This is a genomic window from Modestobacter sp. VKM Ac-2978, assembly GCF_026968025.1.
Classification (GTDB): domain Bacteria; phylum Actinomycetota; class Actinomycetes; order Mycobacteriales; family Geodermatophilaceae; genus Modestobacter.
Genome location: NZ_JAPVBP010000009.1, coordinates 194,905 through 215,765, shown reverse-complemented (window position 1 = coordinate 215,765; position 20,861 = coordinate 194,905). Strand labels below are relative to the sequence as shown.

Sequence of the window (20,861 nt, the reverse complement as noted above, 5' to 3'; positions counted from 1 at the left end):
ATGTCCACGATCGGGACCACGGGCCCCACCACGTCCGGTGCCACCTCCACGGGCACCATGACCCAGGGCCGGACCACCAGCCTCCCCGACTTCGACCCGGCGGCGCCGCTGCTGGAGGTCACCGACCTCAACGTCCGGTTCCCCACCGAGGACGGCCTGGTCCACGCCGTCCGCGGGGTCGACTACTCGCTGCGCTCCGGTGAGGTGCTCGGCATCGTCGGCGAGTCCGGCTCCGGCAAGTCCGTGACCTCGCTGGCGGTGATGGGGCTGCTGCCCGGCTCCGCCCGGGTCACCGGCTCGATCAAGTACCGCGGCCAGGAGCTGCTCGGGCAGAGCGACCGCAGCATGTCGCGGATCCGCGGCAAGGGGGTCTCGATGATCTTCCAGGACCCGATGACGTCGCTGGACCCGGTCTACAAGGTCGGCGCGCAGATCGAGGAGACGCTGCGCATCCACGACAAGCAGCTGTCCTCGAAGGCCGCCGAGGCGCGGGCCGTGGAGCTGCTGGAACTGGTCGGCATCCCCAACGCCGGCGACCGCGTGGACGCCTACCCGCACGAGTTCTCCGGCGGCATGCGCCAGCGGGTGGTCATCGCGATCGCCATGGCCAACCAGCCCGAGGTGATCATCGCCGACGAGCCGACCACGGCTCTCGACGTCACCGTCCAGGCGCAGATCCTCGAGGTGCTGCAGACGGCCCTGCAGGAGACCGGCGCCGCGATGGTCATGATCACCCACGACCTGGGTGTCGTGGCCGGCATCGCCGACCGCGTCCTGGTCATGTACGCCGGGCGGCCGGTGGAGATCGGCAGCGTCGAGGACATCTACTACGAGCCCCGGATGCCCTACACCCTCGGGCTGCTGGGCTCACTGCCCCGGCTGGACTCCGCCACCCGGGAGCGGCTCACCCCGATCAAGGGCGCACCCCCCTCGGTCGTCAACATGCCGCCCGGTTGCCCGTTCGCGCCGCGCTGCCCGCTGCACATCGCCGAGTGCGACGAGGCCGAGCCCGAGCGGTTCCAGGTCGGCCCCGGTCACACCGCCGCCTGCATCCGCACCGAGGAGGTCGCCGCCGCCCACGGGCGAGCCGCCGACATCTTCAGCGAGTCCGCCGACGACGCCACCCTCGAGGCGGCACGGGTCCCGGCCGGAGTCGCCGACGCCCAGAGCGACCTGGACGGCGACGGTCCCGCCGTCCCGCCCGGCGACCAGACCGCGCCCCGGGCCGGTCAGAGCGACGCCGGCACCCAGAGCGTCGTCAGCGCCCCGCCACGCCCCACGAACGGAGACCGGGCATGACCGCCCCCACCACCCAGCGCCCTGCCGACGGTGCGCCCGACCGCGGCGAGCCGATCCTGTCGGTGCGCGGCCTGGAGAAGCACTTCCCGATCAAGGGCGGCGGCCTGATCAAGCGGACCGTCGGCGCCGTTCGTGCCGTCGACGGCGTCGACCTGGACCTCTACCCCGGTGAGGTGCTCGGCCTGGTCGGTGAGTCCGGGTGCGGCAAGTCCACGACCGGCCGCGCCATCCTCAACCTGCAGCCGGCGACCGGCGGTTCGGTGGTCTTCGAGGGTCGGGAGATCGTCGGGCTCAACCGCAAGCAGATGCGCCCGCTGCGCCGGGACATCCAGCTGGTCTTCCAGGACCCCTACGCCTCGCTGAACCCGCGGCTGCCGGTCTTCGACATCGTCGCCGAGCCCATGATCATCCACGGGCTCACCAAGGACACGGCCGAGCTGCGCTCCCGGGTGAAGGAACTGGTGGAGACCGTCGGGCTGAACCCGGAGCACACCAACCGGTACCCGGCCGAGTTCTCCGGTGGACAGCGGCAGCGCATCGGGATCGCCCGCGCGCTCGCGCTGCAGCCCAAGGTGCTGGTCCTCGACGAGCCGGTGTCGGCGCTGGACGTCTCGATCCAGGCCGGCGTCATCAACCTGCTCGAGGACCTGAAGAGCAACCTGGGGCTGAGCTACCTGTTCATCGCCCACGACCTGTCGGTGGTCCGGCACATCTCCGACCGGGTCGCGGTCATGTACCTGGGCCGGATCATCGAGACCGCCGACCAGGAGGAGCTGTTCAACCGCCCGGCGCACCCGTACACGCAGGCGCTGCTGTCGGCGATCCCGCTGCCCGACCCGCGCCGCGAGCGCGCCCGGCAGCGGATCATCATCACCGGTGACGTCCCGAGCCCGGCCAACCCGCCCTCGGGGTGCCGGTTCCGCACCCGCTGCCAGAAGTTCGCCAACGAGCTCACCGACGGCCAGCGCGAGATCTGCATGACGGAGGACCCGAAGCTCGAGGACCGCGGCGCCGGCCACCTCAACGCCTGCCACTACGCCGAGGTCAAGTCGGTGCTGTGACATGGCGATCCTCCGGATCGCACCGCGGCCAGGTGCCGTGCCCGGCTGGCGTTGAGCCGTTTGGTCGGATCTGAGCAGGACCCTCCGGGCCCGTGCTCGGATCCGACAGCTCGCTCCGCTCGCGTACTGCTGCGCGGCCGAGGCGCGGGTCGGCCGCTGTGACGCGCTTCCGTCGGTGGCAGGCGGGAGTCCTCCGGACGCCGCGCCTGGCACCGACAGCTCGCTCCGCTCGCGTCCGTTGGCGGACACGGGTACGAGCGTCCTGGGCCGTCACGGTGTAATTGCTCGTGTGACTGCTCCACGCCGGCTGATGCTCGTGCACGCCCATCCCGACGACGAGACGATCAACAACGGGGCCACGATGGCCCGGTACGTCGCCGAGGGGGCGCACGTCACCCTGCTCACCTGCACGCTGGGGGAGGAGGGCGAGGTGCTGGTGCCCGAGCTCGCCCAGCTGGCCGCCGACCAGGCCGACCAGCTCGGCGGCTACCGGATCGGTGAGCTGGCCGCGGCGATGGCCGCGCTCGGCGTCACCGACTGGCGCTTCCTCGGCGGGGCGGGCCGGTACCGCGACTCCGGGATGATGGGGACGGCGGCCAACGACGCGCCCCGCGCCTTCTGGCGGGCCGACCTGGACGAGGCGGTCGCGCACGCGGTCGCCGTCGTCCGTGAGGTGCGCCCGCAGGTGCTGGTCACCTACGACGAGGACGGCGGCTACGGGCACCCCGACCACATCCAGGCGCACCGGGTCGCGATGGGTGCGGTGGAGGCGGCCGCCGACCCCGGCTACCGGGCCGACCTCGGGCCGGCCTGGCAGGTGGCGAAGGTCTACTGGAACGCCGTGCCCCGCTCGGTCGTGCAGCGGGGCATCGACGCGATGGCCGCCCTGGGGGAGGAGTCGCCCTTCGCCGCGCTGGGCGACCTGGACGAGGTGCCGTTCGCCGTCGCCGACGACGTCGTCACCACCGAGGTCGACGCCCGCGCCCACGCCGGGGCCAAGGAGGCCGCGATGCGCGCCCACCCGACCCAGATGACGGTGGACGGCCCGTTCTTCGCGCTGTCGAACAACCTGGGCCAGGAGGTGCTGGCCACCGAGCACTACCGGCTGGTGCGCGGGGAGCGGGGCCCGGCCGGGTCGGGCCCGCAGGGCTGGGAGGACGACCTGTTCGCCGGGCTGCCGGGGTGAGGGTGCTCCGACTGCTGGGCTGGTCGGTCGCGGCGGTGGTCGTCGCCGGCTGGCTCGCGCTGGTCGAGGTGCTCTGGCTGCCCTGGCGGGTCGGCGGGGTCCCGGTGCCGCTGTCCCTGCTCGTGGCCGTGGTCGGCAACCTGCTGCTGGTCGACGCGGCCCGCCGGCTGTCGGGCTCGCGGCTGGTCGCCGTCCTGCCCGCCGTGGTCTGGCTGGCCGTCGCGCTGACCGGCACGATGCGCCGGCCGGAGGGCGACCTGCTGCTCCCCGGCGGCGACGCGGTCACGCAGGCGACCACCCTCGGGTTCCTGCTGCTCGGCGTGGTGGCTGCCGCCTTCGCCGTCGGCCGGGCGCTGGGCGCTGCGCCGGTCAGGCCGGCCGGTGCCGGTAGTGGTAGCGGTGGTGCTCGATGAACCCCGCCTGCCGGTAGAGCGCCCGGGCTGCGGCGTTCCCGGCGGTCACCTGCAGGTAGACCGAGTGCGCGCCCCGTTCGGCCGCCCACCGTCCCAGCGCGGCCATCACGGCGGTGGCCAGCCCGCGACGCCGGTGCTCCTCGGCCACGGTGACCGCGGTGACCCCCAGCCAGCCGTCGGTCAGTGCCCCCCGGGCGACCGCCGCCAGCGGGGCCGGCGCCGGGTCGAGGCGCACCGAGGCGAAGACGACGTCCGCGGCGGAGGTGAGCACCTGGCGGGCGACCGGCGGCAGCGCCGCCCCCCGGTGCCGGTAGCCGGCCAGCCAGGCGTCGTCCGGCGTGGGGGAGAGGTCGACCGGGACGGCGGGCTCGGCCGACCGACCGACCGGTGCTGTGAGCACCAGCACGTCCTCGTCCCGGGTCCACCCGGCCGCGTCGAAGGCCGCATCGGCGCGCCGGGACTGCACGCCGGGCAGCTGGGCGGACGGCCGGAGACCCCGGTCGTCGTACCAGCGGGTGACGGCGGCGACCGCCTCGGGCAGCGGCAGCCCGGGGTCACCGACGACCAGCGCCGAGTTGGCCCGCCCGGTGAAGCCACCACCGGCGCGCAGCAGCCAGTCGCCCAGCCGCTCCTCCGCCAGGGCCTGCCAGCCACGGGCGGCCAGCAGTTCCAGCTCCGGTACCCCCAGGGGTGAGCGCCGCTGTCCCATGGGTCGATCCTGCGGTCTCAGGTGGGCGGGGCAGTCACCGGGGTCGGCAGCCGCTCGGCGAGCCAGTCGAGGACGTGCTCGGCCGCCATCGGCCGGGCCACGTGGTAGCCCTGGGCGACGTCGCACCGCCACTCCCGCAGGGCGGCCAGCGCGGCGGCGTCCTCGACGCCCTCCACCACGATCGTCATCCCCAGGTCCCGGCCCAGCTGCAGCGTGCTGCGCACGATGGCCGCCGCCCGGACGTCGGAGGTGAGCTGGCCGACGAAGCTCCGGTCCAGCTTCAGCTCGTGCACCGGCAGCGCACGCAGGTACGACAGGGACGAGTAGCCGGTGCCGTAGTCGTCGATCGAGAGCCGGACGCCGAGGGCCCGCAGCCCGGCGAGCACCTGGGAGCTGCGCGCCGCGTCGGCCATCAGCACGTCCTCGGTGATCTCCAGGGTGAGCGCGGCGGCCGGCACCTCGGTCGCCTCCAGCAGCATGGCGACCTGGTCGGGCAGGGCGACGTCGGCGAGGTTGGACACCGACAGGTTCACCGCGACCGACAGGTCGTGGCCGGCGGCCCGCCAGCCCTGCAGGTCGCGGAGGGAGCGCTCCAGCACCCGCAGCGCGAGCCGGCGCATCAGGCCGGCCTGCTCGGCGAGGCCGAGGAAGGTGTCCGGGGCGAGCAGGCCCCGTTCGGGGTGCTCCCAGCGCACCAGCGCCTCCACGCCGGTGACCTGGCCGCTGCGCAGGTCCAGCTGGGGCTGGTAGTGCGGCACGAGCTGGTCGGAGTCGAGCGCGGCGCGCAGCTCCTCGAGGGTCTGCAGCCGGTCGCGGGGGTCCGTGGCGCCGTCCGGCGTCCAGACCTGGGAGCCGTCCCGGGCCCGCTTGGCCGAGTACATCGCGGTGTCGGCACGGGCGAGCAGCAGCGAGCGGTCCCGGCCGTGGTCGGGGCACACCGCGATGCCGATGCTGGCGTCGACGTGCAGCGACATGCCGTCGAGCACGAAGGCCTCGCGCAGGGCGGCGCCGAGCCGGTCGGCGACCTCCTGGGCCCGGGCCGCGTCGGCGTCGGGCAGCAGGACGGCGAACTCGTCGCCCCCCATCCGGGCCAGCAGGTCCGCCGGTCCCAGGGGCTGCTCGAGGCGGGGGCCGACCAGGCGCAGCAGTTCGTCGCCGACGCTGTGCCCGAAGCTGTCGTTGACCTCCTTGAAGCGGTCCAGGTCGATCATCAGCACCGCACAGGACCGGGCGGGCGTCGCGTAGACGGTGCGCTCCAGCTCCTCGGTGAAGCGCCGTCGGTTGGCCAGGCCGGTGAGCGGGTCGTTGTGCGCCTCGAGCGCCAGTTGCTGGACGCGCAGCTGCTCCACCGCCCGCAGCTCGGCGTTCTGCACGACCAGGGCCCCCTCGAGCACCACCTGCTGGACGGCCTGGCGCAGCGACGGGGACCACTCGCCGGTCCCGCTGGAGGAGCCGGTGACGACCATGCCGAGCAGCCGGTCGCCGGACAGCAGCGGCACGCTGAGGTAGGAGGTGAGGCCCAGCGCCTGCACCAGGTCGGCGTCCAGCAGGTCGCTGGCGACGGCGTCGGGGACGAAGACCGGGCGTCGGTCGCGGACGGTCAGCTGCCACAGCCGGACGTCGCTGACGTCCTGGCCGACCAGCCGGTCGCGGATCACCTGGATGTTCTGCTCGGGCCACCCGACGTGGCGCACCTCGCCCAGTCGGCCGGCGTCGTCGAGCAGGTAGGCGGCGCTGCGCTCGGTGCCGGCGAGTCCCCGCACGACGGTGGCCAGCACCTCGGCGGCCTCGGCCACCCCGGTCGCCGACGCCCCGTCGACGAGCAGCTGGCGGACGGCGCGGGCGGTGCTGAGCGATGCGGCGCGGGCCTCGGTGGCGCGCGCCTGCTCGATGACCCCACCCAGGTGTGCACCGGCGGCCGAGGCGAGCCGGCGGACGTCCTCGGAGAAGGGCTGGATCGAGGGGCTGTCCAGAGTCAGCACGCCGGACAGCTGGGGGCTGCGGCCCAGGGGCACGGCGAGGCCCGAGGCGATGCCGAACGCGTCGACCCACCAGCCGGTCAGCAGCTCGGAGTCCCGGTCGGCGGACATCGGGCGACCGGTGCGCAGCACCTCGTCGGCCAGCCGGAGCGGCTCCGGTGCCTGGCGGAACTGCGTCCAGGAGCCGATGTCGCGCCGGCCGTCGGCATAGCTGGCCATCCGTGGCACCAGGACGCCGTCCTCCAGCAGGAAGACGCAGGCGCGGTGGACCTCGCCCAGCGCGGCGAGCTGCTCGCAGGCCGAGCCGAGGAGCTGGTCCATCGACCGGGCGAGGGCCGCGCTCTCGATCAGCCCGAGCAGCACCTCGGCCTGGGCCAGCCGGCGCTGCTCCGACCGGCGCGTCCAGGCCTCCTGCAGGGCCACCGCCAGCCGCGGGGTGGCGTGCCGCAGCTGCGACGCCGAGGCCGCCGCGGCCGGTTCGATGACGAGGGCACCGACGACCTCGTCGCCCACCAGGAGCGGCTCGCCGTGGGCGGAGCGGACGCCGTAGCGGTCCGCCTCGTCGGCGAGCGACCGCGGGGCGTCGTCGAGGTGCATGTTCAGGGTGCGGCGTTCGCCGATCACCGCGGAGAGCACCGGTGAACGCTCCAGGGACAGCGGCACCCGTTCGCCGGGCGGCACCTGACCGACCGGTCCACCGGAGCGGACCTGGCGGAAGGGGACGGCGACGCCGGTGCTGGCCTCGTGCACCCAGACGGCGACCCGGCTGGCGCCGGAGGTGCGCTGCAGCCGGAGCATGAGCTGTTCGAGGGCGGCGACGGCGTCGTACGGCGAGGGCGGGTCACCCTGCGCCTGCACCCCGTCGCCGGACGTCCTCGACTCTGACACACCGCTCCATCGGCGGGACGGGCCGGCTCTTGAGGGTGTGCGGCAGGTCACCCCCCGATCGGGTGGCGCGGTCCGGCGGCGCGTCGGCGGCCCACCCATCGCGCTGAGCGGGCAGGCCTCGGGTGATACTGGACATGATCCACCGCAGTCCCTGGCCCGCCAGGGAGCTCACCGCCCCGCACGTCCCGGAGGAACCCCGTGACCTACGTCATCACCCAGGCCTGTGTCGACGTCCTCGACAAGGCGTGCATCGACGAGTGTCCGGTGGACTGCATCTACGAGGGCGACCGGATGCTCTACATCCACCCCGACGAGTGCGTGGACTGCGGCGCCTGCGAGCCGGTCTGCCCGGTGGAGGCCATCTACTACGAGGACGACGTCCCGGACAAGTGGAAGGACTTCTACAACGCCAACGTGGAGTTCTTCTCCGACCTGGGCAGCCCCGGCGGCGCCGCCAAGACCGGCAAGATCAACAAGGACCACCCGCTGGTGGCCGCGCTCCCGCCCCAGGGCGAGTGAGCACGGTCCGGCTGCCGGACTTCCCCTGGGACTCGCTGGGCCCCGCCCGCGCTCGCGCCGCTGAGCACCCCGGTGGCGCGGTCGACCTGTCGATCGGCACGCCGGTGGACCCGACCCCGGCCCTGCTGGGGGAGGCGCTGGCAGCGGCCGGCAACGCCCCCGGCTACCCGACGGCGTTGGGCACCGTGGACGTGCGGCGGGCGGCGGCCGGCTGGCTCTCCCGCCGGCTCGGCGTCCAGCTGGCCGACCCGCTGGGGGCCGTGCCGTCGGTGATCCCAACGGTGGGCTCCAAGGAGCTCGTCGCGCTGCTGCCGACGCTGCTGGGGCTCTCCGGCACCGGGACGGTGCTCATCCCCGAGGTCGCCTACCCGACCTACGAGGTGGGCGCCGTCGTGGCCGGGCTCTCCGTGCAGCGCACCGACACCCCGCCGGCGGTCCGTGGCGACGCCGTCCTGGTCTGGCTGAACTCGCCGGGCAACCCGCACGGCCGGGTGCTCACCGACGACGAGCTGCGCGCCTGGGTGGCCTGGGGCCGCACGCACGGCGTGCCCGTGGTGGCCGACGAGTGCTACGTCGAGCTGGGCTGGGACGGCGTCCGGCCGAGGTCGGTGCTGCACCCCGACGTCGCCGGGCCGGACCACACCGGTCTGCTGGCCGTCCACTCGCTGTCCAAGCAGTCGACCGCCGCCGGCTACCGCGCCGGCCTGCTGTCCGGTGACCCGGCGCTGGTCCGCCGGGTGTGGGAGGTGCGCCGCCACCTCGGTCTGCTGGTGCCCACGCCGGTGCAGGCGGCGATGGCCGCCGCGCTGGCCGACGACGGCCACGTGGACGCCCAGCGGGAGCGCTACCGGTCCCGCCGGGACCGGCTGGCCCCGGCCGTGCGGGCCACCGGCGCCCGGATCGACCACTCGGAGGCGGGCCTGTACCTCTGGGTCACCCGCGACGAGGACTGCTGGGCGACGATCGACTGGCTCGCGGGGCTGGGCATCTTGGCCGCACCCGGCAGCTTCTACGGCCCGGCCGGGAGCCGGCACGTCCGGCTGGCGCTCACCGCCACCGACGAGCGGATCGACGCCGCCGTGCAGCGCCTCACCAGCTAGCCCGCGAGCGTGGCGCGGTGGGCCGCCGGGCTGACCCCGGTGGCCCGCTTGAACGCGGTGCTCAGCGCGAAGGGGCTGGCGTAGCCCACCCGGTGGGCGATGCCGGAGAGGGTCAGGCTGCGGTCGCGGAGCAGGTCGGTGGCGAGTGCGATCCGCCAGCTGGTCAGGTAGCTCATCGGCGGCTCGCCCACGAGCTCGGTGAACCGCCGCGCCAGCGTCGCCCGGGCGACCCCGACGCCGTCGGCGAGCGAGGCGACGGTCCACGGCTCCGCCGGGCGGTCGTGGAGCAGGGTCAGCGCCGGCCCGACGACCGGGTCGCCGGCGGCCACGTACCAGCCGGGGGCGCGCGCCCCGGGGCGGGCGGCCCAGACCCGCAGCGCGGACACGAGGGTGACGTCCAACAGTCGGTCCAGCACGGCCTCCTGGCCAGGCGCCTCCCGGGCCACCTCCGCGGCGAGCAGCCGGGTCACCGCGGACGTGCCCTCGTCGGCGGGGACGACCACCAGGGGCGGGAGCGCCCGCACCAGCCGCTCGCCCACCGCGCCGGGCTGGGGGTAGGTGCCGGTGAGCAGCACGGTGCCCCCGGCGGCGTCGTTGCCCCACGCGCGGGTGCCCAGCTCGGCCATCCCGGTGCCCGATCCGACGGGGGTGCACTGCTGCCCGGGGCCGACGGACACCTGCGGCGGCGTCGACGGCTCGTCGGCCACCGTGTAGTGCTGCGGGCCGCGGACCAGGGCGACGGCGCCGGCGCCGATGCGCTCGGTACGCCCGTCGGCGAGCACCACCCACGCCGAGCCGTGCAGGACGGCGAGCAGGGTCAGCGGAGCCTCGTCGGCGATCCGCATCGACCAGGGCGGGCTGAGCAGGGAGCGCAGCAGGAACGCCCCACGCGCGTGCGGGCCGTCGAGCAGGGCGGAGACGGCGTCCATGCGCCGCAGCGTAGACGCTGACGCATGCCATCGCGCTCCTCGGCGATGGATCGTCTCGATCCGTCTCGCTGTACTGACGTCATGACCGAACAGCTGATCCTCGTGACCGGCGGCACCGGGACGACCGGCCGCCGCATCGCCCACCGACTGCGGGCCCGGGGCGTGCCCGTGCGGGTCGCGTCCCGGAGCGCCGCCTGCCGGCTCGACTGGGCCGACCCCACCACCTGGGACGCCGCGCTGGCCGGCGCCTCCGCGGTCTACCTGGCGTACGCGCCGGACCTCGCCGTCCCGGGGGCGGACGACGTCCTGGCCGCCTTCACCGACCGGGCCGCCCGGGCCGGGGTCGGCCGGGTGGTGCTGCTGTCCGGCCGCGGCGAGCCCGCCGCGCAGCGGGCGGAGCAGGCGGTACGGGAGACCGCCAGCAGCGCCGGGCTGGACTGGACCGTGGTGCGCTGCAGCTGGTTCGTGCAGAACTTCACCGAGGGCCAGTTCGCCGATGCGGTGCGCACCGGTGAGCTCGCGCTGCCCGTGGACGACGTGGTCGAGCCGTTCGTGGACGCCGACGACATCGCCGACGTGGCCGTCGCCGCGCTGCTGGAGGACGGGCACGCCGGGCTCACCCACGAGCTGACCGGGCCGCGGGCACTGACCTTCGCCGCGGCGGTGGCCGAGCTCGCCGCGGCGACGGGCCGGCCGGTGGCCTTCCGGTCGGTGCCGCTCCCGGAGTTCACCGCTGCCCTGGCGGGGGAGGGCGCGCCGCCGGAGGTGGTCGAGCTGATGACCCACCTGTTCACCGAGGTCCTGGACGGCCGCAACGCCGCGCCCACCGGCGGGGTGCAGCAGGCGCTGGGCCGCCCGGCCACCGACGTCACCGACGCGGTGCGGCGCAGCGCGCTCGCCGGGAGCCGGGCGTGACCGCGGAGCGCCCACCCGTGCTGGTGGTCGCGACGATCGGGTCCGGGCTGGTCGCCGGGGCCTTCGCCGTCTTCAGCCTGATGGTGGTGCCGGCGCTGACCGCCCTGCCCGGGGCCGCCGGTGCGACGGCGATGCAGTCGGTCAACCGCACGGCGGTCCGCCCGGGCTTCATGACGCTGCTGTTCGGGACCGCGCTGGTCTGCCTGGTGCTGGGCGGGGCCGAGCTCGCCGGGGCCCGTCGGCCGGCCGTGCTGACCGGGGTCGCGCTGTACCTGTTCGGGGTCGTCGGGGTCACCGTGCTGGCGAACGTCCCGCTCAACGACGCGCTGGCCCGGCTGGACGCCGCGGCGCCGGGTGCGGCGGAGGCGTGGCGGGAGAACGCCGGCCGCTGGACCCGGTGGAACACCGTGCGCTCGGTCGCCGCGACGGGCGCGGCGACCGCCTTCCTGCTCGGGTCGGCCGACTGACCGCCGGTCACTCCAGGCGGAGCCGGAGCGGGAGCTCGAAGGCGCTCGGGGTGCTCTCCCAGCCGACCGCGGGGGTCCAGCGCCAGCCGTCCATCGCCACCTCGGTGAGTCCGAAGCCCTCGGCGTGCGCCACCGCCCAGGTGGCCTCCGGCCAGCCGGCGCCGGCGATGGAGACGGTGCCGTCGGTCTCGACCGTCGGCGGGCCGGCCTCCCGCCGGGCGGCCTCGGTGACCACGGCCGTCCGATCGGCCAGGGTGGCCGGCCCGGCGCCCGGAGCGGCGCCGCAGGTCAGGGCGGAAGGAGAGGTGGCGAGCAGGGCACCGCTCAGCGCGCTCGCCATCGGCTCCCACTGCTGGTACGCCTCCGGGTACCCGCTGCGCTGGACCGCCTGGGCCACCTCGGTGAGCCGTCCGGTCTCCCAGCCGGGCACCTCGACCAGGCCGTCGAAGAACTTGCCGGCCGAGTAGACCGGGTCCCGCACCTGCGCCTCGCTGCCCCAGCCCTGCGAGGGCCGCTGCTGGAACAGACCGAGGGAGTCACGGTCGCCGTAGTCGAGGTTGCGCAGCCGGGACTCCTGCTGCGCGGTCGCCAGCGCGATGACGGTGGCCCGCGGCGGCAGGCCACGCGAGCGGGCCACCGCCGCGATCGTCGCCGCGTTGGCCGCCTGCTCGGCGGTGACGCTGACGTCCGAGCCGGGCACCGTGCACCCGGCGAGCACCGACGGCGTGCCCTCCTCCTCCCGCCACAGCAGCGCGATGGCGGCGAGGAGGGCGGCGACGAGCACCAGCGGCCACAGCGTCCGTGCGGGGCTCGTCCGGCGGGCACGGCGCCGCGGGGCGGGTCGCGCCGGGGGGCGGCGCGCCGGACGTGCCGCGGGGCGGGCGGCCCGCGGCGGGGGCCGTCGGCCCGCGACCGGGGTGCTCACCATCGCGCCGATCGTAGGTCGCCGAACTGTCAGGAACCTGGAAGGCGGGGGCCCGCGCGGCGGCCCCCGGCCTCAGTTGGCGTGCAGTGCGGCGTTGAGGGCGCCCCAGTCACCGTCGCGGGGCAGGGCCTCGAGCGCGCCGCTGAGGGAGTTGCGGCGGAACAGCAGGCCGTCGCGACCGGAGAGCTCGCCCGCCTTGATCGTCGTTCCGTCGGGGAGCGCGACCTTCGACCCGGCGGTGACGTAGCAGCCGGCCTCGACCACGCAGCCGTCGCCGAGGGAGATGCCGATGCCCGCGTTGGCGCCCAGCAGGCAGCCCTTGCCGATCGAGATGACCTGCTTGCCGCCACCGGAGAGGGTGCCCATGATCGAGGCGCCGCCGCCGACGTCGGAGTCGGCGCCGACGACGACGCCCGCGCTGATCCGGCCCTCCACCATCGAGGGGCCCAGCGTGCCGGCGTTGAAGTTGACGAAGCCCTCGTGCATGACCGTGGTGCCCTCGGCGAGGTGCGCGCCCAGCCGCACCCGGTCGGCGTCGGCGATCCGCACCCCCGAGGGGACGACGTAGTCGACCATCCGCGGGAACTTGTCGACCCCGAAGACGGTCAGGTGCCCGGCGTCCGAGCGCAGCCGGGCGCGCGCCGCGTCCAGCTCGGTGGCGAGCACCGGGCCCGCGCTGGTCCAGGCCACGTTGGCCAGCAGCCCGAAGACGCCGTCCATGTTGACCCCGTGCGGCTGCACCAGCCGGGCGGAGAGCAGGTGCAGGCGCAGGTAGACGTCGTGGGCGTCGACCGGCGGGGCGGACAGGTCGGCGATGGTGGTGGAGACGGCGACCGACTGCACGCCGCGGGCCTCGTCGGTGCGGACCAGCCCGGAGAAGTCGGGCCCGAGCAGCCCCTCCAGCTCCAGCACCCCGATCGGCTGGGTGCCGCTCTCGCCCTGGTCGGCGCTGCTGAGCGTCGGGGACGGGAACCAGGTGTCGAGCACCGTCCCGTCGGAGGTGAGGGTGGCGATGCCGACGCCGTTCGCGCCGGTGGTCTCTGCAGCGGTCGTCACGGGCAGTCAGGCTACCCAGGGCGCCGCAACGTGGCCCGGCTGCCGGGGCGCGACGCGAGCGTCAGCGAGGGGCGGGGGGCAACCAGGTCCTCCCTCACTACCCTCGGCGGTCGTGAGCCCTGCCGACCAACCGCTGCCCCCGCTCGACCTGAGCGCCGACGTCCTCACCCTGACCCGGGCCCTGGTCGACGCCCCCTCGGTCTCGGGCGCCGAGGGGCCACTGGCCGACGCCGTCGAGGCGGCGCTGCGCGGGCTGGGCGGCCTGGAGGTCGAGCGGGTGGGGGACACCGTGCTGGCCCGCACGAACCTGGACCGGCCCACCCGGATCGTGCTCGCCGGGCACCTGGACACCGTGCCGATCGCGGACAACGTGCCCAGCCGGGTCGAGGTCGTCGACGGCGAGGAACGGCTCTACGGCTGCGGCACCAGTGACATGAAGGCCGGCGACGCGGTGATGCTGCGGCTGGCCGGGATGTTCGGCGTCCCCGGGGCGCAGCCGGCCCGCGACCTCACGTTCGTCTTCTACGACAACGAGGAGGTCGAGGCGGTCCGCAACGGCCTGGGCCGGGTGGCCCGGGAGCGCCGCGGCTGGCTGTACGGCGACCTGGCGGTGTTGCTGGAGCCCACCGACGGGGTGGTCGAGGGCGGCTGCCAGGGCACGCTGCGCGTCGTCCTCACGGTGCCCGGCACCCGTGCGCACAGCGCGCGTTCCTGGCTCGGCGTCAATGCCGTGCACGGCGCCGCCGGCATCCTCGCCACCCTGGCCGCCCACCCGGCGCGGGAGGTCGAGATCGACGGTCTCCGCTACCGCGAGGGGCTCAACGCCGTGCGGATCGAGGGCGGGGTCGCCGGCAACGTCGTCCCGGACGTCTGCCGGGTGACCGTGAACTTCCGGTTCGCCCCGGACCGGGACGAGGACCAGGCCCTGGCGTACGTGCGCGAGGTCTTCGCCGACGCGCTGGCCGCCGGGGTCACCCTGGAGCTCACCGACACCTCCGGCGGCGCGCTGCCCGGCCTGTCGGAGCCGGCCGCCGCGGCGTTCGTCGCCGCGGTCGGGCAGCCGGCCCGGGCGAAGCTGGGCTGGACCGACGTGGCCCGCTTCGCCGCGTTCGGCATCCCGGCGGTGAACTACGGCCCGGGTGACCCGAACCTGGCCCACACCGTCGAGGAGCACGTCCGGGTCGACCGGTTGCAGCCGGCCGAGGACGCCTTGATCGCCTACCTGAGCGGGAGTGACGCATGAGCCAGACCGACGACGGTGCCCGGCGGCGGCCGATCCGACACCGCGGGCCGATCACCCTGCGCGGCGGCGAGCCCGACCCGCAGAACGCCGGGACGACGACCGACCAGCGCCTGCTGGACCGCCGCGGCAGCAGCGACTGGGTGCACACCGACCCGTGGCGCGTCCTCCGGATCCAGGCCGAGTTCGTCGAGGGCTTCGGCCTGCTGGCCGACCTGCCGCGCGCGGTGAGCGTCTTCGGCAGCGCCCGCACCCCGCGGGACTCCGCGTACTACGCCACCGGGGTGCAGCTGGGCGCAGCGCTGGCCGACGCCGGCTACGCGGTGATCACCGGCGGCGGCCCGGGCGCGATGGAGGCGGCGAACAAGGGCGCCTGCGACGCGGGGGGCACGTCGGTCGGGCTGGGCATCGAGCTGCCGTTCGAGCAGGAGCTCAACGAGTGGGTCGACGTCGGCGTGCTGTTCCGCTACTTCTTCGTGCGCAAGACGATGTTCGTCAAGTACGCCCAGGCGTTCGTCATCCTGCCCGGCGGTTTCGGCACGCTCGACGAGCTGTTCGAGGCGCTCACCCTGGTGCAGACCCGCAAGGTGACCCGGTTCCCGGTGATCCTGTTCGGCAGCGAGTACTGGTCCGGGCTGGTCGACTGGATCCGGCAGACGATGGTGGCGCAGGGGACGGTGAGCCCGGCGGACCTCGACCTGCTGCACGTCACCGACGACGTCGCCGAGGCGGTCGCGATCATCCAGGCCGCGGACGCCACTCGCGGTGAGCACGAGTCGGAGCCGCCCCCCGGGGAGGCGGTCCCCGACCCCGCTCCCGTTCCCGGCTCGGCCCCGGTCGACGACTGAGCATGGCCGGACTCGTCTTCGTCGTCAGCCTGCTGCTGGTCGGCGGGCTGCTGTTCCTCGGCGCCTCGCTGCTGCTCGGCCGGGGCGAGACGCAGCCCCCGGCCGAGCCCGAGCGCTCCCCGGTGCAGCTGCCCGAGGGGCGGGCGGTGGTCGCCGACGACGTCCGGGCGCTGCGCATCTCGGTGGCCGTGCGCGGGTACCGGATGACCGAGGTCGACTGGCTGCTGGACCAGTTGGCCTCGGTGCTGGACGACCGGGACGCGGAGATCGCGGCCCTGCGGGCACAGCTGCCGGGCGTCCAGCGTCCGGTCGACCAGCGAGACACCGACCCCGGAGGCCTCCCCGTCCTGGAGGACGGCCCCGGGAGTGACGAGGAGAGGCGGGCCGATGCCTGAACTGGTGGAGCAGGTCGAGGTGGACGCACCACCGGAGCAGGTGTGGGCGGCGCTGGTCGACTGGGACCGGCAGGGTGAGTGGATGCTGCTCACCGACGTGCGGGCCGGCGCCCGCGACGGGCAGGGCGTGGGTGGGGAGCTCGCGGCCACCACCGGCGTCCGGCTGCCCGGTCCCCTCGGGGGCCGCCGGTTGGGGGTGCTGGACACCATGCTGATCACCGGCTGGGAGCCGCCCCGCCGGGTCGACGTGCGGCACACCGGGCGGGTGGTGCGCGGCACCGGCACCTTCGAGGTGCGGCCGCGGGACGACGGCGGGTCGACGTTCGTCTGGACCGAGGGGCTGGACCTCCCGCTGGGCGCGCTGGGCCGGGCCGGCTGGCCGCTGGTGCGCCCGGTGATGGCCGCCGGGGTCCGGCTGTCGCTGCGCCGCTTCGCCGCCTACGCGCAGGCCCACCCCGCCTGACGGGGCTGCGCTCAGGCCGGTGCGGGGAGGGCGGCGCGTTCGGCGTCCCGGACCGTCGCCCGCGACCGGTACCACTGCCGCCACAGCAGGGCGGCCACCAGCACGTGCACGACCGTGCCGCCGTGGTACATCAGCTGGGCGCCGGCCTCGGCTCCGGTGACCCCGGCCGGCGGGGCTGCGTACAGCGCCTTGGCCAGCACGTCGTGGGCGGCTGCTCCCGCCGCCAGCGCCACCGCGCGGGCGACCACGCCGCGGCGGTGCCCGATCGGGTCGAGGGCCAGGACGGCGGCCGTGGCCAGCCAGCCGGTGAGCAGCACGTGCACCGAGACCAGCAGGTGCAGCCCCGGCGAGTGCAGCATCGCCGTCAGCAGGCCGGTGCCGTAGAGCAGCCAGAGCCCGGCGGCGTTCAGCCCGGTGGCCACGAACGGGTCGGTGAGCACCCGCGCCGGTGCCGTGCGCAGCGCCCGGCTGACCCGCCGGGCGGCGGGCGCAGGGAGGGCGCGCAGCAGCAGGGTCGAGGGGCGGGCGAGCACGAGCAGCACCGGGGCGACCATCCCCAGCAGCAGGTGGGCGGCCATGTGCGCGCGCAGGTCGCCGTGGCTCGTGGCGAGTGGCCCGGTGAGCGCGACGGCCAGGCAGCCCAGCCCGGCCAGCCAGGCCGCCGTCCGGCCCGCCGGCCACGGGGAGCGCGAGCGGGCGACCCCGGCCAGGTAGAGCGCGGCCGGTACCAGCACGAGGGTCCACACGGCCTGGTTCACGGTGCCGGGGCTCCCGGGGCGCTGCGGGTGCGGGCCCGCCGGAGCAGCAGCACACCGGCCAGCAGCACCAGGGCACCGGCGCCGATCCAGGCCGCGTCGTAACCGGTGAGGTCGACGCCGTAGCGGACCTGGTGCAGCCGCAGCAGCTTGTGGTGGACGACGCCGTCCCAGACCTGGAACGCCCCGGCGCCCACCAGCACCGCGCCCCACCAGGCGCCCGCGGCGAACGACCGTCGCCGGCGGACGTCGGCGAGCAGTGCCAGGCCGGCCACGGTCGCCGACCAGGTGGCGGCGTGCAGCAGCCCGTCGGAGACCAGGCCCGCGGCTCCGCTGGCCCGGTCGTAGAAGTGGTGCCAGTGCAGCAGCTGGTGGAAGACGATCTCGTCGACCGCACCCGCGGCGCCGAGACCGAACAGCAGGCCGGAGACGAGCAGCCGCCGACGGTCGGGCCGCCCGGGATCGGCTGCTGTCACGCGGGCCTCCGTCGTCGGTTCGGCACGTGCCCGCTCGCTGCCCGCCGGGCCGACCGGGGAAACCCGCCGGTCGTACGACCCCGGGTGGACCAGGCCGCCGGAGTTCCACCCCCGGGACGACGCGGACGGGGTGGGGGAGCGCCCACGCTGGGGCCATGACCGCGATCCTCGCTGCCCATGACCTCCGGATGACCTATGGCGACGGCGCCGTCGCGGCGCACGCCCTCGCCGGCGTCGACCTCGACGTGTACGCGGAGTCCCTGGCCGTGATGGGGCCGTCGGGGTCGGGGAAGACCACGCTGCTGCACTGCCTGGCCGGCATCGTGGCGCCGACCAGCGGGTCGGTGAGCTGGCGCGGGCAGGACCTGACCCAGCTGTCCGACGCGAAGCGGACGGTGCTGCGCCGCACCGACTTCGGCTTCGTCTTCCAGTCCGGCCAGCTGCTGCCGGAGCTGCCCGCGGTGGAGAACGCCGCGCTGCCGCTGATGCTGGCCGGGGTCGATCGGCGGACGGCGACCGAGCGGGCGGCGCGCTGGCTGGCGCACCTCGGGCTGGCCGGCCTCGAGCAGCGTCGGCCCGGTGAGCTCTCCGGCGGCCAGGGCCAACGGGTGGCGATCGCCCGCGCCCTGGTCACCGAGCCGGGCGTGGTCTTCGCCGACGAGCCGACCGGCGCGCTGGACGCGACCACCGGCCAGGAGGTGATGGGCCTGCTGGTGAGCGCCACCTCGGCTGCCGGGGCCGCCCTGGTGGTCGTCACCCACGACCCGGGCGTGGCGGCCTGGTGCGGGCGGGCGGTCACGATGGGCGACGGCCGGCTGGTCGACGACCGCCGCACCCCGGTCGCGGCGCCGGACGGGGCCCTCCGATGAGGGCGTCGCTGCGGCTGTGGTGGGCGCTGGCCCGGCGGCAGGGGCCCGACCGGCTCACCACCGGCCTGGCGGTGCTGGCCTTCGCCGCGGTGACCTGGGCGCTGCTGACCACCCTCGGCGGGCTCCGGGCGTTCGTCGGCCGCGCCGCCGGCGAGTGGACCGGCCCCGAGTCCTCGAGCACGGGGGAGGTGTGGGTCCTCGGCATGGGGGAGGTGTACGTCGTCCTGGCGGTGGTCGCGGCAGCGCTGATCCTGGTCCCGCTGATCACCCTCGGCGGTGCGGCAGCCCGGCTGGCCGTCGCCCGGCGCAACGCCCGGATGGCGGCGCTGCGGCTGGCCGGGGCCACCACCGGGCAGGTGGCGGGGATGGCGGTCGCCGACGCGCTGGCCCAGGCGGTCGCCGGCGCGCTGGCCGGTGCGGCGCTCTACGGGGCGACCCTGCCGCTGGTGGCGCTGCTGCACTTCCAGGGCCGGGCCTTCGGGGTGGGCGAGCTGTGGGTCGGCTCCTGGGGGGCGCTCGCCCTGCCGGCGGTGCCGCTGGTGGCCCTGGTCTCCGCGCTCGCGGCGCTGCGGCGGGTGGCGGTCACGCCGCTGGGCGTGGCCGCGCGCACCGGCGTGAAGCCGTTGTCCTGGACCCGGCTGCTGCCGCTGTTCGTGCTGGTCGGGGTGTTCCTGCTCGCCGCCAACGGGCTGCTCCACGTGGGGGCGGTCGTGCTGCTGGCCATCCTGGTCGGGACGCTGGCCGGCGCGATGTGGGTCTTCAACCTGGTCGGCCCGTGGCTGATCTCGGTGCTGGGCCGGGTGGTCGCCCGGCGGGCGCGGACCGTGCCCACCCTCCTGGCCGGCCGGCGGATCGCCGACGACCCGAAGGCCGCCTGGCGCAGCGTGGGCGGGGTGACCCTGGTGGCCTTCGTCGCCGGCGTGCTGAGCGTCAGCCCGGGCCTGGCGGCCACCGGCGCGGAGCAGGACCACCTCGGTGTCGACATCGCGACCGGGACGGCGCTCACGCTGGTGATCGCGTCGCTGCTGGCCGCGGTCTCCACCGGGGTCACCCAGGCCGGCCGGGTGCTCGACCACGCCGGGGAGTACCGCGCCCTGCACCTGGCCGGCACCGAGGTGGCCACCCTGCACGCGGCCCGGATGCGGGAGACCTGGATCCCGCTGACGGTCTGCGTGGGCGGCGCGAGCGTCACGGCGCTGGCGCTGATCACCCCGTTCATCGACGTGCTGGCCGGCGAGCCGATCGGGGTGGTGCTCTTCCTCGGCTCCGTGGTGGCCGGCTGCGCGCTGGTGCTCGGCGGCACGGCGGCCAGCCGGCGGATGGTCGACCGGGCCGCCGGGGCGGCGGTCCCGGCCTGACCGGGAGCGGCCTGCGGCTCTGGGGCCGCCGCCGTCGGGATCCGTCGTACCGGGGAGCCATGATGACCCGGTGACGGCGGCGGCTGGGGGACGAGGATGAGTCGGCGGGGCTGGGCGCTGTTCGTGGCGATGTCGCTCATCTGGGGCCTGCCGTACCTGCTGATCAAGGTGGCGGTTGAGGACTTCTCCCCGGTCGTGGTGGTCTTCCTGCGCTGCGCGATCGGCGCGGCGCTGCTCGTGCCGTGGACCCTCGCCCGGGGGCACCTGGGCACGGCGCTGCGCCGGCACTGGCGGGCCCTGCTGCTGTTCACCGTGCTGGAGATGACCGGCCCCTGGCTGCTGTTGCCGTACGCCGAGCAGTCGCTGTCCAGCTCGCTGACCGGGCTGCTCGTCGCGGCGGTGCCGTTCGTGGCCGCGGTGGCGGCCCTGGTCGCCGGGGACGAGGACCGGCTCTCCCCGCTGCGGGTGGTCGGGATGCTGATCGGGGTGGTGGGCATCGTCGCCCTGCTGGGCCTGGACGTCGGCGGGGCCCAGCTCAGCGCGATCGGGGCGGTCGCGCTGGTGGTGATCGGCTACGCCGTCGCCCCGATCGTGATCAGCCACAAGCTGCCCGACGTGCCGGGCGTGACGGCGGCGTCCTTCGCGCTGCCGTTCACCGCGCTGGTCTACGCGCCGTTCGCGGTGCCCCGGCTCGGCGACGCCGTCGAGGCACCGACGCGGCCCTGGCTGGCGCTCCTGGCGCTGGGCACGGTCTGCACCGCGCTGGCCCTCGCGCTGTTCTTCGCGCTGATCCGGGAGGCCGGCCCGCAGCGGGCGCTGGTGATCACCTTCGTCAACCCGGCGGTCGCCGTCCTGCTGGGCGTCCTGGTGCTCGACGAGCCGTTCACCCTGGGCCTGGCGCTCGGGCTGCCGCTGGTGCTCCTCGGCTGCGTGCTGGCCACCCGGCGCAGCCCGGTCCGCACCGCGCGGTCGGAGTTCGACGACCTCGACACCGCCGTCCCGTGACCGGCC

General features: G+C 75.5%; 22 protein-coding genes. 15 read left to right on the top strand and 7 right to left on the bottom strand.

Annotated features, from left to right (window positions below; genetic code table 11):
• The 4 genes from O2W53_RS20650 (at position 1) to O2W53_RS20635 (ending at position 3,959) form a co-directional block, all read left to right on the top strand.
• Entirely contained in the window at positions 1–1,299 is a 1,299-nt protein-coding gene (locus O2W53_RS20650) for an ABC transporter ATP-binding protein (RefSeq protein WP_269164939.1), read from the top strand.
• Entirely contained in the window at positions 1,296–2,360 is a 1,065-nt protein-coding gene (locus O2W53_RS20645; RefSeq protein ID WP_269164938.1) for an ABC transporter ATP-binding protein, read from the top strand. The genes O2W53_RS20650 and O2W53_RS20645 overlap by 4 nt, the downstream gene beginning before the upstream one ends.
• Before the next feature lie 289 nt (positions 2,361–2,649).
• Complete coding sequence (mshB, locus tag O2W53_RS20640; RefSeq protein WP_269164937.1) at positions 2,650–3,546, top strand: N-acetyl-1-D-myo-inositol-2-amino-2-deoxy-alpha-D-glucopyranoside deacetylase; 897 nt, start codon at positions 2,650–2,652, stop codon at positions 3,544–3,546.
• Positions 3,543–3,959, top strand: a complete 417-nt coding sequence (locus tag O2W53_RS20635; protein ID WP_269164936.1) for a hypothetical protein — start codon at positions 3,543–3,545, stop codon at positions 3,957–3,959. Before mshB ends, O2W53_RS20635 begins: the two co-directional genes overlap by 4 nt.
• Here the strand turns inward: O2W53_RS20635 and O2W53_RS20630 are convergent.
• On the bottom strand, positions 3,916–4,668 hold the full coding sequence (locus O2W53_RS20630; RefSeq protein WP_269164935.1) for a GNAT family N-acetyltransferase: 753 nt from the start codon (positions 4,666–4,668) through the stop codon (positions 3,916–3,918). The genes O2W53_RS20635 and O2W53_RS20630 overlap by 44 nt on opposite strands.
• A 17-nt stretch (positions 4,669–4,685) precedes the next feature.
• The gene (locus O2W53_RS20625; protein WP_269164934.1) at positions 4,686–7,535 is read right to left on the bottom strand and encodes a bifunctional diguanylate cyclase/phosphodiesterase; all 2,850 of its coding nucleotides are present in this window, start codon (positions 7,533–7,535) and stop codon (positions 4,686–4,688) included.
• A gap of 198 nt (positions 7,536–7,733) precedes the next feature.
• Here O2W53_RS20625 and fdxA point away from each other — a divergent pair, with 198 nt between their 5' ends.
• Entirely contained in the window at positions 7,734–8,054 is a 321-nt protein-coding gene (gene fdxA / locus O2W53_RS20620; protein ID WP_014739194.1) for a ferredoxin, read from the top strand.
• A complete protein-coding gene (gene dapC / locus O2W53_RS20615) occupies positions 8,051–9,154 on the top strand; it encodes a succinyldiaminopimelate transaminase (RefSeq protein WP_269164933.1) in 1,104 nt (367 codons plus the stop codon). The genes fdxA and dapC overlap by 4 nt, the downstream gene beginning before the upstream one ends.
• On the opposite strand, the gene O2W53_RS20610 is transcribed toward dapC, so the two are convergent.
• Positions 9,151–10,083: an AraC family transcriptional regulator gene (locus tag O2W53_RS20610; protein ID WP_269164932.1), complete on the bottom strand. Its 933-nt coding sequence runs from the start codon at positions 10,081–10,083 to the stop codon at positions 9,151–9,153. The genes dapC and O2W53_RS20610 overlap by 4 nt on opposite strands.
• Before the next feature lie 81 nt (positions 10,084–10,164).
• Between O2W53_RS20610 and O2W53_RS20605 the strand changes: the two genes are divergently transcribed.
• Together O2W53_RS20605 and O2W53_RS20600 are read left to right on the top strand one after the other, a co-directional pair.
• The gene (locus O2W53_RS20605) at positions 10,165–10,998 is read left to right on the top strand and encodes an NAD(P)H-binding protein (protein WP_269164931.1); all 834 of its coding nucleotides are present in this window, start codon (positions 10,165–10,167) and stop codon (positions 10,996–10,998) included.
• Positions 10,995–11,465 carry an anthrone oxygenase family protein gene (locus tag O2W53_RS20600; protein WP_269164930.1) on the top strand — a complete coding sequence of 157 codons (471 nt, stop codon included), beginning with the start codon at positions 10,995–10,997 and terminating at the stop codon, positions 11,463–11,465. Before O2W53_RS20605 ends, O2W53_RS20600 begins: the two co-directional genes overlap by 4 nt.
• Positions 11,466–11,472: 7 nt before the next feature.
• On the opposite strand, the gene O2W53_RS20595 is transcribed toward O2W53_RS20600, so the two are convergent.
• Complete coding sequence (locus tag O2W53_RS20595; protein WP_269164929.1) at positions 11,473–12,249, bottom strand: hypothetical protein; 777 nt, start codon at positions 12,247–12,249, stop codon at positions 11,473–11,475.
• A 213-nt stretch (positions 12,250–12,462) separates the two neighbouring features.
• On the bottom strand, positions 12,463–13,446 hold the full coding sequence (gene dapD, locus O2W53_RS20590) for a 2,3,4,5-tetrahydropyridine-2,6-dicarboxylate N-succinyltransferase (RefSeq protein ID WP_269164928.1): 984 nt from the start codon (positions 13,444–13,446) through the stop codon (positions 12,463–12,465).
• Between the two features lie 112 nt (positions 13,447–13,558).
• Between dapD and dapE the strand changes: the two genes are divergently transcribed.
• From dapE to O2W53_RS20570, 4 genes are read left to right on the top strand one after another with little or no spacing between them, the layout of a single operon-like run.
• Positions 13,559–14,689, top strand: a complete 1,131-nt coding sequence (dapE, locus tag O2W53_RS20585; protein ID WP_269164927.1) for a succinyl-diaminopimelate desuccinylase — start codon at positions 13,559–13,561, stop codon at positions 14,687–14,689.
• Positions 14,686–15,534 carry a TIGR00730 family Rossman fold protein gene (locus O2W53_RS20580; protein WP_269164926.1) on the top strand — a complete coding sequence of 283 codons (849 nt, stop codon included), beginning with the start codon at positions 14,686–14,688 and terminating at the stop codon, positions 15,532–15,534. Before dapE ends, O2W53_RS20580 begins: the two co-directional genes overlap by 4 nt.
• 2 nt (positions 15,535–15,536) lie before the next feature.
• Positions 15,537–15,929, top strand: coding sequence for a DivIVA domain-containing protein (locus tag O2W53_RS20575; protein ID WP_164701177.1), 393 nt, complete (start codon positions 15,537–15,539; stop codon positions 15,927–15,929).
• Positions 15,922–16,392, top strand: a complete 471-nt coding sequence (locus tag O2W53_RS20570; RefSeq protein ID WP_269164925.1) for an SRPBCC family protein — start codon at positions 15,922–15,924, stop codon at positions 16,390–16,392. Before O2W53_RS20575 ends, O2W53_RS20570 begins: the two co-directional genes overlap by 8 nt.
• An 11-nt stretch (positions 16,393–16,403) precedes the next feature.
• On the opposite strand, the gene O2W53_RS20565 is transcribed toward O2W53_RS20570, so the two are convergent.
• Together O2W53_RS20565 and O2W53_RS20560 are read right to left on the bottom strand one after the other, a co-directional pair.
• Positions 16,404–17,150, bottom strand: a complete 747-nt coding sequence (locus tag O2W53_RS20565) for a cytochrome c oxidase assembly protein (protein WP_269164924.1) — start codon at positions 17,148–17,150, stop codon at positions 16,404–16,406.
• A complete protein-coding gene (locus O2W53_RS20560) occupies positions 17,147–17,623 on the bottom strand; it encodes a DUF2243 domain-containing protein (RefSeq protein WP_269164923.1) in 477 nt (158 codons plus the stop codon). Before O2W53_RS20560 ends, O2W53_RS20565 begins: the two co-directional genes overlap by 4 nt.
• Before the next feature lie 155 nt (positions 17,624–17,778).
• Here O2W53_RS20560 and O2W53_RS20555 point away from each other — a divergent pair, with 155 nt between their 5' ends.
• The 3 genes from O2W53_RS20555 (at position 17,779) to O2W53_RS20545 (ending at position 20,855) form a co-directional block, all read left to right on the top strand.
• Positions 17,779–18,492, top strand: coding sequence for an ABC transporter ATP-binding protein (locus O2W53_RS20555; RefSeq protein WP_269164922.1), 714 nt, complete (start codon positions 17,779–17,781; stop codon positions 18,490–18,492).
• Positions 18,489–19,850 (top strand): hypothetical protein, encoded by a 1,362-nt coding sequence (locus tag O2W53_RS20550; RefSeq protein WP_269164921.1) that lies wholly within the window; start codon positions 18,489–18,491, stop codon positions 19,848–19,850. Before O2W53_RS20555 ends, O2W53_RS20550 begins: the two co-directional genes overlap by 4 nt.
• Before the next feature lie 96 nt (positions 19,851–19,946).
• A complete protein-coding gene (locus O2W53_RS20545; RefSeq protein WP_269164920.1) occupies positions 19,947–20,855 on the top strand; it encodes a DMT family transporter in 909 nt (302 codons plus the stop codon).
• Positions 20,856–20,861: the final 6 nt, after the last annotated feature.

Bases quoted from the DNA above. Each gene is read 5' to 3' on its own strand.
- O2W53_RS20650 (WP_269164939.1), top strand. From the start codon at position 1: ATGTCCACGATCGGGACCACGGGCCCCACCACGTCCGGTGCCACCTCC.
- O2W53_RS20645 (WP_269164938.1), top strand. From the start codon at position 1,296: ATGACCGCCCCCACCACCCAGCGCCCTGCCGACGGTGCGCCCGACCGC.
- O2W53_RS20630 (WP_269164935.1), bottom strand. From the start codon at position 4,668: ATGGGACAGCGGCGCTCACCCCTGGGGGTACCGGAGCTGGAACTGCTG.
- O2W53_RS20610 (WP_269164932.1), bottom strand. From the start codon at position 10,083: ATGGACGCCGTCTCCGCCCTGCTCGACGGCCCGCACGCGCGTGGGGCG.
- O2W53_RS20605 (WP_269164931.1), top strand. From the start codon at position 10,165: ATGACCGAACAGCTGATCCTCGTGACCGGCGGCACCGGGACGACCGGC.
- O2W53_RS20580 (WP_269164926.1), top strand. From the start codon at position 14,686: ATGAGCCAGACCGACGACGGTGCCCGGCGGCGGCCGATCCGACACCGC.
- O2W53_RS20575 (WP_164701177.1), top strand. From the start codon at position 15,537: ATGGCCGGACTCGTCTTCGTCGTCAGCCTGCTGCTGGTCGGCGGGCTG.
- O2W53_RS20570 (WP_269164925.1), top strand. From the start codon at position 15,922: ATGCCTGAACTGGTGGAGCAGGTCGAGGTGGACGCACCACCGGAGCAG.
- O2W53_RS20555 (WP_269164922.1), top strand. From the start codon at position 17,779: ATGACCGCGATCCTCGCTGCCCATGACCTCCGGATGACCTATGGCGAC.
- O2W53_RS20550 (WP_269164921.1), top strand. From the start codon at position 18,489: ATGAGGGCGTCGCTGCGGCTGTGGTGGGCGCTGGCCCGGCGGCAGGGG.
- O2W53_RS20545 (WP_269164920.1), top strand. From the start codon at position 19,947: ATGAGTCGGCGGGGCTGGGCGCTGTTCGTGGCGATGTCGCTCATCTGG.